We start from the raw sequence: 16560 nt of genomic DNA on the forward strand, positions 1-16560 counted from the left end.
GTGAGGCCGCCCGGACACGACGCCCGGACGGCCACCGCCTTACATCAGTGACCTCCCAACCACGTCGGGTGGGAGCGATTGCCGCGGCCGCTCGGTCGGCGGCAGGCCGACGTCGCGATACAGGTAATCCGGCACCGACCCTGTCAGGCGCTTGGGCGGCTTGCGCCGCGCGGGCAGGATGGCGAAGACGATCCGCCCGAGCCGGATGACACGGCGGGGCGAGGCTCTGAGGGTCGTGTTGGTCACATAGACCATGGGTCTCTCCTTGCTTTAAGGAAGACCACCCGCAGACGTAACCTATTTAAAAGACAACAAAAAAGGCCGCGAAAACGGGCGGCCTTCGATTCAGTGGATCATGCGAATGCCGCGTTCAGGGGGTGCCCTGAAGGAGATATGCTCGGCAGAAATTCGACATGATCGGCTCCTATCCAGCGCGGGATTGGCCCGCGAGGTGCCACCCGCTTACACCACTCCCACTCAATCGCAAAATCGGGGATTCCCCGCCCGCCGGTTTTCTGCAACCTGTGACATGGATACACGGTGCGCCCGACGGCGCGGTGGCGAGGGACAGCGCATGACGATCACGGTCCGCCCGGCCGAGAAACGGGATGTCGAAGGCATCATCGCGCTGCACATTGAAACTTTCGAGGCCCACCGCATCCGCGAGCCGGACTTCGAAGGCACCCCCTTCATCGAGAAATACCTGGGCAGCCACCTCACGCGATGGCCGCCGAACCTGCGTGCGCGAACCGTGATCGTGGCGGAGCGCGACGGCGCTTTCGTGGGCCACATCGCCTATCATATGGAGCTGCGCCCGCTCTGGCCGCGCACCGTGACAATCGCAGATGTCGCCGTGTTTCCCGAAAAGAAGGGCGTAGGGGTGAGCCAGGCGCTCCTCACCGCCGTGCTGGTGGATGCAGAACGGCGGCGGGCGGGCGTCGTGCGTGGCTACATCTGGCCCGGCAACCGCCCCAGCCTCGCCTATGCAAGGCGCAACCGCTTCACCCTGACGCCACAGCCCGACGGGCAGAGCATCCTCGTCTCCAAACGCCTGCGCTGACCCGGTTGCCCCGGTCCGCGCCCCGGATTATCTAGGCGCAAACCGACAGCGAGGACATCATGGCCAGCTACCAATACGTCTATCACATGGATGGCGTCTCCAAGACCTATCCCGGCGGCAAGAAATGCTTCGAGAACGTCCGCCTCTCGTTCCTTCCCGGCGTCAAGATCGGCGTCGTCGGTGTGAACGGAGCGGGTAAATCGACCCTCATGCGGATCATGGCGGGACAGGACAAGGATTTCACCGGCGAAGCCTGGGCGGCCGAGGGCGCCAAGGTCGGCTATCTCAGCCAGGAGCCGGAACTCGACGAAGGGCTGACCGTGCGCGAGAACGTCATGCAGGGCGTGGCGGGCAAACAGGCGATCCTCGAACGCTACAACGACCTCGCCATGAACTACTCGGACGAAACCGCCGACGAGATGGCCCAGCTTCAGGACCAGATCGACAGCGAGAACCTGTGGGATCTGGACGCGCAGGTCGACGTGTCGATGGAGGCGCTGCGCTGCCCGCCGGACGACGCTGACGTCTCGTCGCTCTCGGGCGGGGAACGCCGCCGCGTGGCACTGTGCAAGCTGCTGCTCGAAGCGCCCGACATGCTGCTCCTCGACGAGCCGACCAACCACCTCGACGCCGAGACGATCGCGTGGCTCCAGCAGCACCTGATCGACTACAAAGGCACGATCCTGATCGTCACCCACGATCGCTACTTCCTCGACGACATCACCGGCTGGATTCTCGAACTCGACCGGGGTCGCGGCATCCCCTACGAGGGCAACTATTCCGCCTGGCTGGAGCAGAAGGCCAAGCGGCTGGAGCACGAGGCGAAAGAGGACAAGTCGCGGCAGAAGACCCTGCAACGCGAGCTTGAGTGGATGCGGCAGGGCGCCAAGGCGCGGCAGGCCAAGCAGAAGGCCCGGATCAACGCCTACGAAGATCTCGCCTCGCAATCCGAACGCGAACGCATCTCCAACGCCCAGATCGTCATCCCCCGTGGCCCGCGCCTCGGCTCCAAGGTGATCGAGGTCGAGGGGCTGAAGAAGGCGATGGGCGACAAGCTCCTGATCGAGGATCTGTCCTTCTCCCTCCCCCCCGGCGGCATCGTCGGCGTCATCGGCCCGAACGGCGCCGGTAAATCGACGCTGTTCAAGATGCTCACCGGGCAGGAACAGCCCGACGCGGGCACGGTGGAGTTCGGCGACACGGTGGACATGTCCTATGTCGACCAGTCGCGCGACGCGCTCGACCCCGACAAGACGGTGTGGGAAGAGATTTCCGGCGGGGCCGAAGTCATCGACCTCGGCGACGCCCAGATGAACTCCCGTGCCTATTGCGGGGCGTTCAACTTCAAGGGCGGCGACCAGCAGAAAAAGGTCGGGCTGCTGTCAGGCGGCGAACGCAACCGCGTCCACATGGCGAAGCTGCTGAAATCCGGCGGCAACGTCATCCTGCTCGACGAACCGACCAACGACCTCGACGTCGAGACGCTACGCGCGCTGGAAGACGCGCTCGTCAACTTCGCCGGCTGCGCCGTGGTCATCTCCCACGACCGCTTCTTTCTCGACCGCATCTGCACCCATATGCTGGCGTTCGAGGGTGAGGCGCATGTCGAGTGGTTCGAGGGGAACTTCGAGGATTACGAAGAGGACAAGAAGCGCCGTCTGGGACCGGATGCGCTTGAGCCGAAGCGGTTGAAGTACAAGAAGTTCTCGCGGTGATCCGTAGGGTGGGTGACAACCCACCGTTTGCAGGCTTCAGGCCGATCCGCCGCGTGGTGGGTTGGCACCCACCCTACGGCTCGCTCGGCCAACGACCGGCATGTCACGGTGGATCGAGGAAAACGGCCATTCCATCGGATCTGTGACAAATCCGTGTTTCACGGGATTGTGCCAACAATATTCAATATGACTTGCCAGATCCGCCTCATCGCGAATGGCGTGTTCCCAGAACCGCCGCTGCCAGACCCCGACTTCCCCTTTCGCGCGCATGCTTGCCGAAACCCGTAGGGTGGGTGCCAACCCACCGTTCGCATCACGAATGACGACCTTGGAGAACCCGGCCTTGATCTTTTTCCAACGGACCGAAAAGTCCGTGTCGCCGTCGGGGAGCGTCCAGACCGCGTGCAGGTGATCGGGCATCACGACGATCGCTTCGGTCAGAAAAGGATGATGGCGCGCCACCGTGGCATAGGCATCGCGGAAGTCCTGGATACGATCAACAAGCAGTGATGAAGTTCGATCCGCGAGATTGACCGTAAAGAAGAAGGTCCCGCCCGGGCGCTGAAAGCGACGATAGTTCGGCATATCGTCGACTATGATGAATGTTGGTTTAGCGAAGCTTAAGACGTGGGCGGTGGGTTGGCACCCACCCTAACCCAACATCTCATCCGCCTTCTCATAATGCCCCTCGTCCAGCCGGTTCCCGAAGGACCGGAGCGCGGCCAGGATCACCACCAGATCATCCGTGAACCCCAGCCCCGCAATGAAGTCCGGCACCGCGTCCACCGGCATCACCAGATAGGCCAGCGGTGCGACCAGCGCGGCGCGGGTCAGGACCGGCACGTTCGGGTCGAGCATGGCGTAATAGGCCGCCGCTGCGTCCCGCACGAAAGGGATGCGCTTGCCGAAGCGGCGCACCTTGGCTGCAAAGCCGTCGCGCACGATGCGTTCCTGCTCGGTCTGTGACAGGCCGCTCAAAACGGTGTTCATCTGAGGGTCCATTCCTGCCTCCGTCTCCTACGCGGCCGGTCGCGGCCACGTTTTCCATATAGGAACGCTGAACACAGGTGCGAGTCCCGGGACGGCCCAAGCCGCCCGTGCGTTCTCTTTTGTATACCTACGGATTCCAATAGTGGACGCTGAATGATTCTTTTGCATACAATCGTGGCGTCAAAATTGTTCAGGGAGGACACAATGAACCGCATTCTCACCACGGCGGCACTGGCCGTCACGCTCGCCGCCCCGGCCCTCGCGCAGGGCACGTTCCCGACCCAGCACTGGGCCACCAATACAGGCATCGCGAACATCCAGCCCAACTCCACCGTGATCGAAGAGGGTCAAGTCGCAGATGTCATGAACATCCAGCAGGCGTTCTCGCGCTGGGGCGTCTATTACGACGAGGGTAGCTCCGACCTCATCCCGTCGCTCTTTACCGTGGACGCGACGACGGTGACCTATCTCGGCACCGACGAGTCCATCGCCGATAACGAAGGGCACGAGGCGATCGCGACCTATATCGACAGCTCCCTCGAAGGTCAGCTCGACCAGCGGCGCCATGTGCTGACCAACTTCCTCATCGACGAACTGACCGAGGACACGGCCAAGGCGATGGCCTATGGCACGGTCATCAAGGCCGCCGACGGCCTGTCGCTGGGCGCGATGGTGTTCTATTCCGGCGAGCTCGAAAAGGGCGACGACGGCGTGTGGAAATTCTCGAAGCTGACGATCGGGATCGACGACTACGCCGGCAACCTGTCGAACTGAGCCAACCCGGGGTCCGGCGCGTCCGGGCCCCGGTCAGGCCTCGTCTTCGGTTTGAAGGTCACTCAGGACGCCCGCGACATAGCGCCCGAACAGGTCCGAGAACCGTTCGATGTCGGATTCGGTCCAGTCCGAGAACATGTCGACCATGTGACTCCAGCGCAGGTCGCGCACGGTTTCGAACGCTGCCCTGCCCTTTTTCGTCAAAAGTAGAACCGACTTGCGCCCGTCGTCCTGCGCCGCCGCCCGTTCGATGTAGCCGCGCGTGATCAATTCGCTCGCGATCCGGCTGGCACGCGACGGGTCGATCGACAACTCTTCGGCCAACAACCCTACCGTTGGTTCCTGCGCCGCCGGACGCCCTACTCCGTGGGTGATGCGCATCACGGCCATAAGCGCCTGAAACAGCGCCGGTTCCAGGTCGAGATCGGTTTCGGCCAGCAAGCGCCCGGTCAGTTCGCCCTTCGCGAGTTTGCGATGCCATTGGAACATCGCCGCATCAAGCTCCATCAGAGCCTGTTTGGCCACCGCGGAGAATTCGGCCTTTTCGAGCGGCGGCGCAATGGGAAAGGGTTTGAACGGTGCGTCGGACATGGGTCGGATATGCCGCGCCTAGTGGCACAGGTCAAGAACCTGCTACAAACATTTATGTGCTGTTGACATATAATTCTGCCGGGGCGTATGAGGAGGCCCAAAGCGACAGGATTCCACGATGACCGCACCAGACACCAACACGGACGACCGCTACACCGCCTATGATGCCGGAACCATCCGGCTCATCATTATGTCCATCGGGCTACTTCTGTTCCTCGCGGCGCTCGATCAGACCATTGTCTCCACCGCCCTGCCGACCATCGTTTCCGACCTCGGCGGGCTGGAGCACCTGAGCTGGGTCGTCACCTCCTACATCCTCGCGTCGACCATCGCCGCACCGCTCTATGGCAAGCTGGGCGACCTCTACGGTCGGCGCAATACCGTCTTTGTTTCGGTCGGGCTGTTCCTGCTCGGGTCTGCACTGGCCGGTGCGGCACAGAACATGACCTGGCTCATCGCATCCCGCGCGGTGCAGGGACTTGGCGGCGGCGGGCTGTTCGTGCTGGCGCTCTCGGTCATCGGCGATGTCATCCCGCCCAAGGACCGGGGCAAGACGCAGGGCGTGTTCGCCGCGACCTTCTCAGTCGCCTCGGTCGTGGGGCCGCTCATCGGCGGCTGGTTCGTCGAACAATTCTCATGGCATTGGATCTTTTACATCAACGTGCCGATCGGTCTGGCCGCCGTGATTGGCTTCGCCACCGCCTTCAAGCCGACGGGCGTGCGCCACAAGCATGTGATCGACTGGGGCGGGGCCGCCGCGTTGTCAGTAGCTTTGGCCTCGATCACACTCGCCACGTCGCTGGGCGGCGCGACCTTCGCCTGGGACTCCTGGCAGATCATCGGTCTGGCCGTGCTCGCCATCGTCGGCGCGATGAGCTTCGTTCAAATCGAGCGGCGCTCGCCCGAGCCTCTGCTGCCACTAGGCCTGTTCCGCATCAACGTCTTCTGGGTGACCTCCTTCATGTCGGCGATCACGGGGGCGGCCATGTTTGGCGGTATCACCTTCATCCCGATCTACCTCCAGATCGCCAAAGGGATGAGCCCGACAAACTCCGGCCTCATGCTAGTGCCGATGACCGCAGGCATCCTGACCTCGGCCATGCTGTCGGGCCGTTTCATGGGGCGCACCGGCCGTTACCGGGTGCTGCCGATCATCGGCATGGGCCTGCTCGTCGTCGGTTTTCTGCTCCTGAGCGGACTGACCGCAGAAACGCCCACTTGGTCCTTCGCGCTCCGACTCGTGTTCGTGGGCCTCGGCCTTGGCGCGATTTTCCCGGTGCTCACGACGAGCGTTCAGAATGCGGTGGACCGCAGCCAGCTTGGCACCGCCACCGCCTCGGGCCTGATGTTCCGGCAGGTGGGTGGCTCCATCGGTGTCGCGGCATTCGGTGCGCTGTTCGCCACAAGGCTGGCCGATCAGATGGGCAGCGCGGCGGGCGCGATGCCAAGCGGTATTGGGCTCGAACTCGGCCCCCAGACACTCGCGGGCTTGCCCGAGAGCGTGCGCGGCATGATCGGCGAAGCGGTGTCCAATGCCATCCACCCGATCTTCCTTATCGCAGCGGGACTCGGGGCGGTTGGCTTCGTCTTCGCGCTGGTGCTCGAAGAGATCAAGCTGGCCAACCGTATGGTACCCCAGGGCGAGTGAGGGTTGCTCCCGCGCCGAAGCCGTGAATGATGCCGGGTATGGACCTCGACCGTCGATATCCGGCCCTCTCCGACTTGCGCGCCCGGGCCCGCCGCCGCATCCCGCATTTCGCGTGGGAATACCTCGACAGCGCGACGGGGGCCGAAACGGTTCCCGACCGGAACCGGGCTGCGCTGGACGCGGTGCTGTTTCACCCGGCAATCCTCGCGGGGGACAAGGAGGTGTCACTGTCCACCCGTTTTCTCGGACGTGATTACGCCTTGCCCTTCGGCGTCGCGCCTGTCGGGATGTCCGGCCTCTATTGGCCGGGCGCAGAGGTTTCACTGGCCCAAATGGCGCGGGCGCGGGGTATCCCCTACAGCCTCTCGACCGTCGCGTCGCAGGCGCCCGAGACGCTCGCGCCCCACATCGCAGAAAATGGCTGGTTCCAGCTATACACACCGCGCGACCCGGACATCCTTGCCGACATACTGAAACGTGCAAGAGCCGCGGGATTTCATACGCTCATTGTGACCGCCGACGTCCCGGCCGCCTCGCGCCGGGAACGGCAGGTGCGCGGCGGCGTAACAAGCCCGCCCCGGCTGACCCCGCGCATGATGGCGCATGTGGCCACCTGCCCCTCCTGGGCCCTCGGCACACTAAAACACGGGATGCCCCGTCTGCGGTTGATGGAGAGTTATGCAAAGGCCGACGCCGGCACCTCGTCCACCGCACATGTCGGCTACCAGCTGCGGGCAAATCCCGACTGGGGTTACCTCGCCCGGCTGCGCGAGGCCTGGGACGGACCGGTCATCGTCAAAGGCGTGACCGACCCCGAGGTCGCGCCGCGCCTCGCCCAAGCCGGGGTCGATGCGATCTGGCTATCGAACCACGCCGGCCGCCAGTTCGACGGCGCACCGGCCGCGCTCCCAGCCCTGCCCGCGATCCGCGCCGCCCTGCCCGACATGCCGCTGATCTATGACGGCGGTATCACATCGGGCCTGGATATCGTGCGGGCGATGGCGTTGGGCGCGGACTTCGTGATGCTCGGCAAAGCATGGCACTGGGGGCTTGGCGCTTTCGGACCGGAAGGCGCGGATCACGTCGCGCATATCCTGTCTGCCGACATGCGCGCCGTCATGGGCCAGATCGGTGCCGCGACACTGGCAGAGCTGCCTGCGCCGCTCGCCTGACGGGGTTCCAAACCTGCATACAGGACTCGTCAGACGCGCTTGCGCCGCATTGCAGCATCGCCTAGCGTTCCCCCAATAATAAACCGACAGGTCGGGGAGAGACAGATGCCGGACTTCAAGAAGATCCTTGTCGCCAACCGGGGCGAAATCGCGATTCGAATCCTGCGTGCCTGCAACGAGATGGGCAAACGCACGGTCGCGGTCTATGCCGAGGAGGACAAGCTGGGCCTGCATCGGTTCAAGGCCGACGAGGCCTACAAGATCGGCGAAGGTCTGGGTCCGGTAGCGGCCTATCTCTCCATCGAAGAGATCATCCGGGTCGCAAAAGCCGCGGGCGCAGATGCGATCCACCCCGGCTACGGCCTGCTCTCCGAAAACCCCGAATTCGTGGACGCCTGCGACGCCGCCGGCATTACCTTCATCGGCCCCAAGGCCGAGACCATGCGCAAACTGGGCGACAAGGCTTCGGCGCGCAAGGTGGCCACCGAAGCGGGCGTCCCGGTCATCCCCGCGACCGAGGTGCTGGGCGACGACATGAAGAAGATCGCCAAGGAGGCCGAGGAGATCGGCTACCCCCTCATGCTCAAGGCGAGCTGGGGCGGCGGTGGGCGCGGCATGCGTCCGATCGAGGGTCCCGACGAACTGGAAACCAAGGTCAAGGAAGGCCGGCGCGAGGCCGAGGCGGCCTTTGGCAACGGCGAGGGTTATCTGGAAAAGATGATCATTCGCGCCCGCCACGTCGAGGTGCAGATCCTCGGCGACCAGCAGGGCAACATTTACCACCTGTGGGAGCGCGACTGCTCGGTCCAGCGCCGCAACCAAAAGGTCGTTGAGCGCGCACCCGCCCCTTACCTGAGCGAAGCCCAGCGCGAGGAGCTGTGCAACCTCGGGCGCAAGATCTGCGAGCATGTGAATTACGAATGCGCAGGCACGGTCGAATTCCTGATGGATATGGAGACCGGCAACTTCTACTTCATCGAAGTGAACCCGCGCGTGCAGGTCGAGCACACGGTGACGGAAGAAGTGACCGGCATCGACATCGTGCGCGCCCAGATCCTCATCGCGGAAGGAAAATCGCTGACCGAGGCAACCGGGATCGCCAGCCAATACGACGTGAAGCTCCAGGGCCACGCGCTCCAGTGCCGGATCACGACCGAAGACCCGCAAAACAACTTCATCCCCGACTATGGCCGCCTGACCGCTTATCGCACCGCGACCGGCATGGGCATCCGTCTGGACGGCGGCACGGCCTATGCAGGCTCCGTCATCACGCGCTATTACGACTCGCTTCTGGTCAAGGTGACGGCCCACGGACAGACGCCCGAGCAGGCGATCAAGCGGATGGACCGGGCGCTACGGGAGTTCCGTATCCGGGGCGTGTCGACGAACATCGACTTCGTCATCAACCTGCTCAAACACCCGGTCTTCCTGAACAACGAATACACGACCAAATTCATCGACACGACGCCGGAACTGTTCAACTTCAAGAAACGGCGCGACCGGGCGACGAAAATCCTCAACTACATCGCGGACATCACCGTGAACGGCCACCCCGAGACCGAAGGCCGCCCCGCCCCGCGCTCCGATCTCAAACCGCCGGTCATCCCGAAGCTTCACGCAGACGCCCCGCCGACCGGGAGCCGTACGCTCCTCGACGATATGGGGCCCGAGGCGGTCGCGAAGTGGATGAAGGACCAAAAGCAACTCCTCATCACCGACACGACGATGCGCGACGGACACCAGTCCCTGCTCGCCACGCGCATGCGCTCGATCGACATGATCAAGATCGCGCCTGCCTATGCCGCGAACCTGCCGGAGCTTTTCTCGGTCGAATGCTGGGGCGGCGCGACCTTCGACGTGGCCTATCGCTTTCTTCAGGAATGTCCGTGGCAGCGCCTGCGCGACATCCGCGAGAAAATGCCCAACATCATGACGCAGATGCTTCTGCGGGCCTCGAACGGCGTGGGCTACACCAACTATCCTGATAACGTGGTGCGCTCCTTCGTGCTTCAGGCCGCGGAGACCGGCGTGGACGTGTTCCGCGTGTTCGACAGCCTCAACTGGGTCGAGAACATGCGCGTTGCGATGGACGCCGTGGGCGAAAGCGGAAAGATCATCGAAGGCACGATCTGCTACACCGGGAACGTGCTCGACCCCGACCGCTCGAAGTACGACATCAAGTACTATGTCGAGATGGCCAAGGCGCTGGAAAAGGCGGGCGCCCATGTTCTCGGCCTCAAAGATATGGCGGGGCTTTTGAAACCCGCCGCCGCGCGCGTGCTGATCCCTGCGCTCAAGGACGCCGTCGACCTGCCGATCCACTTCCACACCCACGACACCGCAGGCATCGCCGCGGGCACGATCCTCGCAGCCTCCGATTCCGGTGTCGACGCGGTCGATTGCGCGATGGATGCGCTATCTGGCAACACCTCGCAGGCCACGCTCGGCACGGTGGTCGAGGCGCTGGAGTTCACGGAACGCGACACCGCTCTGGATATCGGCGCGATCCGCGAGATCTCAAACTACTGGGAAGCGGTGCGCGGGCAATACGCCGCCTTCGAGTCCGGGCTTCAGGCCCCGGCGTCCGAGGTTTACCTGCATGAAATGCCGGGCGGCCAGTTCACCAACCTCAAGGCACAGGCACGCTCGCTCGGGCTGGAAGAAAAGTGGCACGAGGTCGCGCAGGCATATGCCGACGTGAACCAGATGTTCGGCGACATCGTGAAGGTGACGCCCTCCTCCAAGGTCGTAGGCGACATGGCCCTTATGATGGTGAGTCAGGGTCTCACCCGCGACGAGGTCGAAGACCCCAAGACCGACGTGAGCTTCCCCGACAGCGTGATCGACATGATGAAGGGCAACCTCGGCCAGCCGCCGGGTGGCTTCCCCAAGGGGATCGTGAAGAAGATCCTCAAGGGCGAGAAACCCGACACCGAACGGCCGGGCAAGCATCTTGAACCCGTCGACCTCGACAAGACCAAGGAGGAGCTCAAGACCGAGCTCGAGGGCTTCCCGGTCGATAACGAGGACCTCAACGGCTATCTCATGTATCCCAAGGTCTTCCTCGACTACATGGGCCGCCACCGGCTCTACGGCCCCGTGCGCACGCTCCCCACGCTGACCTTCTTTTATGGCATGGAGCCGGGCGACGAGATCGAGGTCGAGATCGACCCCGGCAAGACGATGGTCATCCGGATGCAGGCGGTGGGCGAGACGAACGAGGAAGGCGAGGCCAAGGTGTTCTTCGAACTGAACGGCCAGCCGCGCGCCGTGCGCATCCCCGACCGCTCTGCCAAGGCGACGCAGGCCGCGCGACCCAAGGCGGAGCAGGGCAATCCGCTCCACCTTGGCGCGCCGATGCCGGGCGTGGTGGCGAGCGTCGCCGCGCAGGTGGGGAAGAAGGTCAAACAGGGCGACCTGCTCCTGACCATCGAAGCGATGAAGATGGAGACCGGCATCCACGCCGAGCGCGACGCCGAGGTAAAAGCTGTCCACGTCACGCCGGGTGCGCAGATCGACGCCAAGGACTTGCTGGTCGAGTTCGAAGAGTAATGGGGCAAGGCCGGGGCGTCATCGTCCCGGCCTGCGGTTCATGCGGGGACGGCGCTGAATCGCGGACGGCCGAGAAGCCACTCCGCGACGGCGAGGTTCGGCAACCACGACGCCCATGCGAGAATGGCAATCGCGTCTTCATATGCCATACCCGCCCCCACCATCGGGAACAGTTCGAACCGGAGCGTCACGGCCGCGAAGGTCAACGCGAAGGACCGGATCATCCACCGCCGATGGGCGGTGATGTTGCCGGCGCGCGCATTGATGATGCCGGCAATAGTGAAACCGATCCAGAGCACGGCCAGCAGCCCGAAACCCAGTGTTGAGACCAGCCCGCCATTCGCGCCCGGTGCCATCACCAGCGCGCCAAGACCGGCGATCAGGATCGCAATGGCGTATACCTGCCCGCTCCACCGATGGACCCCGGGGAAGCGGGCGCGCAGACGCGGCATGAGCTGAAACGTCGCTGTCACGAGCGCGATGGGCGCGGCGCAGACATGGGCGAGGAACGCGATCCGCGTCGTCTCGATGTGTCCCACCATGTCGGGAAAGGCCGGGACGACCCCAAGAGCGAGAAAGCGATAGGACATGAACGCGGTCATGACGCTGAACGGAGCCGCGATGGGAAGGAAGATGCGACGGGGCATTGGGGTCTCCTGGGGCTAAACTAGACAGCGTCAAGTTCTCCCAGTAACTTGACGCTGTCAAGTTTATTGTTAGGATGCGGTCATGGCAGAAGGAAAACCACACCACCACGGGAACTTACGGGCTGCATTGGTAGAAGCAGGCGTTGCGTTGGTGCACCGCGACGGCCCCGATGCACTCTCGATTCGCAAGGTTGCCGCCGCCGCCGGGGTGAGCCATGCCGCCCCCGCGCACCATTTCCCGTCGCTCCTCCACCTGCGCACAGCTATCGTCGCAGAAGGCTACCGACGCTTCACGGCCTCCATGGAAACGGCCATCGCCGAGGCGCCGAACACCCCCCGCGACGCCGCTCTGGGGGCCTGTTTGGGCTATCTGCGCTTCGCGCGCGCCAATTCGGGCCTTTTTGACATGATGTTCGGGACCACGGACTGTATCCATGACGACCCCGACCTGCGCGAGACGGCGGATGCGTCCTACGCCGTGCTCGCGCGCATCTCGGCCCCCTTCGCGGGGGCCGACCCGGTCGACACGGAACTCGCCATCTGGTCGATGATCCACGGCTTCGCGAGCCTCGCGATCAGCGGCAACGGGATGCACGATGCCCCCGATCTGGAGGAGCTTTTTTTACGTATCTTCGAGGCGCTCGACCTGTCCGCCCGCTGAACGCTCAGGGCAGTTCGATCGTGCCCACCTCGGCATCCTTGAAGAAAACCCGGTAGCTGCCGGACGCGCCGGAGCCAAGGAAGTAGAACGTGATATCCGTCGCGCCGGACGTCCCTTCCCCGCTCCAGTTCTGCGTATGCGTCACCGAGTTTTCGACATTGAGATACCCCCGGATTTCGCGCCCCTCACCAAGCGGGAAGAGCGGCAGGCCCTCGGGACCCACCATCTGCACCGCCAGCGAGCGGAAGGTCGCGACGTTCTTGCCGGCCTCTGCATCGGTACTCAGGTTCTGTTTCGGATCGAGCGTCACGTCCAGCCTGATGATCGACCCGGCGTCGGGGGTGATGGACGCACCGAGACTGCCATCGCCATCACGATAGGAGGTTTCGACCGTCTCCAACGTCTCGATCCCGTTCAGACTCACGTTCCAGAAGCTCGCGGCGGAGGGCAGTTCGCTTGCCGGTCCTGACAGGTCCAGCGGCACTTCGACCTGCCCCGCTTCCGGATCGCCAATGAGGAGTGTCGCGCCGGTCAATCCCGCAGGCACCGTGAAAACAGCGTTGAGATGGGCGTCCCGATCCTCGTCAGGCCAGTTGCGCGGGCGTCGCGTGGACATGCTGACCGTGCGAATCTCGACCTCCGGGAAGTAGCTGACACTGCCCCAGGCCTGGATCGCCTGTTCGATGTCGGTCACGCCCTCTGGCATAAGAAAGATCGTGTCGCGCCCCGAGAGCGACAGCTTGTCCACCTCCTCGGACCACGCGACGTCGAAGTCGATGTCGAGGTAGAGAAAATCGGCCTCCTCCCCGCTTTCGAAGGTTTCCCGCGCGCAGCAGGGCGCCGCGTTGTCTACCGAGAGGTTGGGGATCGTGTCGAGACGCGTGACCTGGATGTCGATCGGTGAAATCGGCGGCGGACCATCCTGCGCCAAGGCCGGTGCGGCCGCCAGAAAGAGGACACAGGACAGACGGGCTGGTGACAGGCGCATGGCGGCAATTCCTTTCAAAAAAGACTTCAAGTATGGGTTCATGAGGCCAAAAAGCCGCCCGCCTGTCAACTTTGGTGCGCCGCCCTCTGGCAGCCCGCTTCGCGTGGCGCCAAAAAATTCCCCGCTCGCGTGATTTTGCCCTTGCAGCCAAACGCGGGGTTTTATAAATCACCGCTCACCACAGGATGCGGGTGTAGCTCAGGGGTAGAGCATTACCTTGCCAAGGTAAGGGTCGTGAGTTCGAATCTCATCACCCGCTCCAACTTCCTCCGGGAAGAACGTGATGAAAACGGGCCGCCTTCGGGCGGTCCTTTTCATTTCTGCCTTTCTTCCAGTGCAGACGGAACATCAACCCGCCGTCGCGGATTGCCTTTACATGTTCGACAGCGAAACCCACACTATGTCCCGATCCGAGGACACGGGAGGCGGTATGGAAGCGGAGTCCGTGGAGTTTTTGCTCACGGCCCAAGAGGCTTATCCGGCCTTCGAACGCCTGGTTCTCGACGCGCGCCGTCATGTGTCGATCTCGATGCGCATGTTCGACCCGGCGACGAAGCTCAAGAGCGACGAAGGCAAAGCGATCGGGCGCGACTGGGCCGACCTTCTTACCCATAAGCTCGACGAAGGGGTGCGCTTCACCATCGTCATCTCGGATTTCGACCCGGTAGCGCGCCCCGAACTGCACCGCTATTCGTGGGAGTCTCGTGCTGCCTGTCTGGCCGCCGCCGCAGCGTCCTCCAATCCCGGCGCCCTCACGGTGGACGTCCATATGCACAAGGCTCAGGTCGGTTGGGCGCACCGCGTCATGTTCATGCCTGTCACGCGCCGCAAGTTGCGCGACGAATGCAATCGCCTGAGCGGACTGGAACAGGAGGCTTGTGACACCGCGCTGGAGCACATGCCGAAATTCCGACGGATGGTGCGCAAACAAGGGCGTAAGCTGTTTCCTCGCATCTGGCCGCCCGCGCCGCTAATTCCGGCGACACACCACCAGAAGATGGCCGTTGTGGATGACGAAACGCTCTACATTGGCGGGCTCGACCTCAACCCGCGCCGCTATGACGACAAGGCGCACGACCGCGCGCCGGAAAAAACCTGGCATGACGTGCAGGCGGTGGTAACCGGCCCCGTGGTCAGGGCCGCCGCGCGGCATCTGGCCGAGTTTCGCGAGGTGACCGCCGGGGACCGCGCTCCTTCCCCGTTCGGTGGCCTGCTGCGCACTCTGTCGTCGGACATTCCCGGCGGACGCCGTCTCGCCCCGCGCGAAATACTGTCGGAGATCGAAGAGGCCCACCTTCGCCTTATCCGCACTGCGCGGGACTACATCTATATCGAGACGCAGTTTCTCCGCTCCACGCCGATCACCGACGCGCTGGTTGCCGCGGCCGAGGCGATGCCGGAATTGCAGCTGGTGGTCATGCTGCCCGCCGCGCCGGAGGACGTGGCCTTCGACCGCTCCGATGATGTCGACGCGCGCTATGGCGAGCAGTTGCAGAGCGATGCGGTGGAACGGCTGCGCGAGGCATACGGCGAACGCGTGTTCTTTGGCTCCCCTGCGCAAACCCGGCCGATGGACACCGGCCATCGTGACTCCCACTACGGTGCGCCGATTATCTACATCCACGCGAAACTGATCATCGTGGACGGGCGCGCCGCAGTGGTCTCCTCGGCCAACCTGAACGGCCGGTCCATGCGCTGGGACAGTGAGGCGGGGATCGAGGTGGCCGATCCGCTGCTTGTGGCGAGCTTCTTCGAGAAATGCACCAAGCATTGGTATTCCGACAGCATCCCCGGCAACACCGCAATCGCGGCGACCTGGAGCGAGGCGGCCCAATCGAATGCCCGGCGCAATCCCGAAGACCGCGAGCATTTCGTGCTCCCTTATGCCGTGGAACCTGCCGCAGAGATGGGCGAGCCTCTGCCCGGCGTGCCGGAGGAGATGGTCTAGCGCCCCACGGGAGCGCCCTTGATCTTGTCCCAGATCGCCGAGATATCGCCGTCGTCGAGGTCGAGCGTGAAGTCGATCGACAGCACGCGCGCCAAATCCCCGGCATCTTCGAGCAGGCGCGTTTCAAGGTCAGGCGGCAGCCCTCGGGAAAACGCCCGGTTGAACAGCGTAACTCGACCGCGGGGTCCGTGGAATGCCGCCATCAGATTCGCCCGGAACGGCGCCTTGTCCCAACAGGCGGTGACGATGTTCGCGGCCTCGATGTCAATTTGCGGCACCGGCACCCCGTCATAGCCCCACAATGAGGTCCAATCTGTGCCCGACAGGCGCTCCAAAACCGTCTCGCCGGTCGTGGGATCAGTGACAAAGCGGTAGCGGCCATTGGGGACCTCGAACGCCTCTCCGGTGCGATACGGGATGGGCGCAAGCGGCGCGTGACCACCGAAGCCCACATCGCTCATCCAGGTCTCCCCGTCGATCTCGACGAGCCAGGCCTGATGTGTCCGCGCGCCACCGACGGGCGCGCCATTGCGAACGCGGGCGAGGAGCGGGCGCGCCGTGTGGCCAAGCTCTGCGAGCGCAAGGCCGTAAAGCCCGTTGTGTTCGAAGCAATAGCCCCCGCGTCTGCGCCTCACCAGCTTGTCCATCAGCGCTGCCGGCTCAAGCGACGGGATGCGCTCCAGCAGTGGCGCGGTGTTCTCGAACGGAATGTGGGACATGTGTGCGAAATGAAGGCGCGCGAGCCCCTCTCGCCCGGTACCCGGCTCGGGCAGCGACAGGCGGTCGAGATAGGCGGAAAGGTCGAATGCCATCG

General features: G+C 63.8%; 15 protein-coding genes and 1 tRNA gene. 9 read left to right on the forward strand and 7 right to left on the reverse strand.

Translation table 11 applies throughout. The annotated features are described in order from the left end of the window. Positions 1 to 39: 39 nt before the first annotated feature. Positions 40 to 255 carry a hypothetical protein gene (locus tag B2585_RS07775; protein ID WP_292021678.1) on the reverse strand — a complete coding sequence of 72 codons (216 nt, stop codon included), beginning with the start codon at positions 253 to 255 and terminating at the stop codon, positions 40 to 42. Positions 256 to 574: 319 nt separating this feature from the next. Between B2585_RS07775 and B2585_RS07780 the strand changes: the two genes are divergently transcribed. Together B2585_RS07780 and ettA are read left to right on the forward strand one after the other, a co-directional pair. Beyond that, positions 575 to 1060, forward strand: a complete 486-nt coding sequence (locus tag B2585_RS07780) for a GNAT family N-acetyltransferase (protein ID WP_292021680.1) — start codon at positions 575 to 577, stop codon at positions 1058 to 1060. 59 nt (positions 1061 to 1119) lie between these two features. Further along, positions 1120 to 2775 carry an energy-dependent translational throttle protein EttA gene (gene ettA / locus B2585_RS07785; RefSeq protein ID WP_292021682.1) on the forward strand — a complete coding sequence of 552 codons (1656 nt, stop codon included), beginning with the start codon at positions 1120 to 1122 and terminating at the stop codon, positions 2773 to 2775. A 36-nt stretch (positions 2776 to 2811) separates the two neighbouring features. On the opposite strand, the gene B2585_RS07790 is transcribed toward ettA, so the two are convergent. Continuing rightward, positions 2812 to 3360, reverse strand: coding sequence for an REP-associated tyrosine transposase (locus B2585_RS07790; protein ID WP_292021683.1), 549 nt, complete (start codon positions 3358 to 3360; stop codon positions 2812 to 2814). A gap of 66 nt (positions 3361 to 3426) precedes the next feature. Continuing rightward, a complete protein-coding gene (locus B2585_RS07795; protein ID WP_292021685.1) occupies positions 3427 to 3777 on the reverse strand; it encodes a YkvA family protein in 351 nt (116 codons plus the stop codon). Between the two features lie 192 nt (positions 3778 to 3969). On the opposite strand from B2585_RS07795, the gene B2585_RS07800 reads away from it, so the two are divergent. After that, positions 3970 to 4539, forward strand: a complete 570-nt coding sequence (locus B2585_RS07800) for a nuclear transport factor 2 family protein (protein WP_292021688.1) — start codon at positions 3970 to 3972, stop codon at positions 4537 to 4539. Between the two features lie 33 nt (positions 4540 to 4572). On the opposite strand, the gene B2585_RS07805 is transcribed toward B2585_RS07800, so the two are convergent. Further along, complete coding sequence (locus tag B2585_RS07805) at positions 4573 to 5130, reverse strand: MarR family winged helix-turn-helix transcriptional regulator (RefSeq protein WP_292021690.1); 558 nt, start codon at positions 5128 to 5130, stop codon at positions 4573 to 4575. A gap of 118 nt (positions 5131 to 5248) precedes the next feature. Between B2585_RS07805 and B2585_RS07810 the strand changes: the two genes are divergently transcribed. The 3 genes from B2585_RS07810 to B2585_RS07820 all read left to right on the forward strand — a co-directional run bounded on the left by B2585_RS07810 (position 5249) and on the right by B2585_RS07820 (position 11502). Then, on the forward strand, positions 5249 to 6778 hold the full coding sequence (locus tag B2585_RS07810) for an MDR family MFS transporter (RefSeq protein ID WP_292021693.1): 1530 nt from the start codon (positions 5249 to 5251) through the stop codon (positions 6776 to 6778). 38 nt (positions 6779 to 6816) lie between these two features. Further along, positions 6817 to 7950, forward strand: a complete 1134-nt coding sequence (locus B2585_RS07815; protein ID WP_292021695.1) for an alpha-hydroxy acid oxidase — start codon at positions 6817 to 6819, stop codon at positions 7948 to 7950. Between the two features lie 105 nt (positions 7951 to 8055). Beyond that, complete coding sequence (locus B2585_RS07820; protein ID WP_292021697.1) at positions 8056 to 11502, forward strand: pyruvate carboxylase; 3447 nt, start codon at positions 8056 to 8058, stop codon at positions 11500 to 11502. A gap of 38 nt (positions 11503 to 11540) precedes the next feature. Here the strand turns inward: B2585_RS07820 and B2585_RS07825 are convergent, their stop codons facing one another. Then, a complete protein-coding gene (locus B2585_RS07825; RefSeq protein WP_292021699.1) occupies positions 11541 to 12149 on the reverse strand; it encodes a DUF2306 domain-containing protein in 609 nt (202 codons plus the stop codon). Between the two features lie 82 nt (positions 12150 to 12231). On the opposite strand from B2585_RS07825, the gene B2585_RS07830 reads away from it, so the two are divergent. Further along, positions 12232 to 12810 carry a TetR/AcrR family transcriptional regulator gene (locus B2585_RS07830; protein WP_292021701.1) on the forward strand — a complete coding sequence of 193 codons (579 nt, stop codon included), beginning with the start codon at positions 12232 to 12234 and terminating at the stop codon, positions 12808 to 12810. A gap of 4 nt (positions 12811 to 12814) precedes the next feature. Here the strand turns inward: B2585_RS07830 and B2585_RS07835 are convergent, their stop codons facing one another. Continuing rightward, positions 12815 to 13798: a hypothetical protein gene (locus B2585_RS07835; protein WP_292021703.1), complete on the reverse strand. Its 984-nt coding sequence runs from the start codon at positions 13796 to 13798 to the stop codon at positions 12815 to 12817. A 187-nt stretch (positions 13799 to 13985) separates the two neighbouring features. Here B2585_RS07835 and B2585_RS07840 point away from each other — a divergent pair. Further along, positions 13986 to 14060 (forward strand) — tRNA-Gly (locus B2585_RS07840). Positions 14061 to 14228: 168 nt separating this feature from the next. Next, positions 14229 to 15746, forward strand: a complete 1518-nt coding sequence (locus B2585_RS07845) for a phospholipase D family protein (RefSeq protein ID WP_292021705.1) — start codon at positions 14229 to 14231, stop codon at positions 15744 to 15746. Here B2585_RS07845 and B2585_RS07850 read toward each other — a convergent pair. After that, entirely contained in the window at positions 15743 to 16558 is an 816-nt protein-coding gene (locus B2585_RS07850) for an arylamine N-acetyltransferase family protein (protein WP_292021707.1), read from the reverse strand. The genes B2585_RS07845 and B2585_RS07850 overlap by 4 nt on opposite strands. Positions 16559 to 16560 lie beyond the last annotated feature (2 nt).

This window comes from Maritimibacter sp. UBA3975, assembly GCF_002384975.1.
Taxonomy (GTDB): Bacteria; Pseudomonadota; Alphaproteobacteria; order Rhodobacterales; family Rhodobacteraceae; genus Maritimibacter.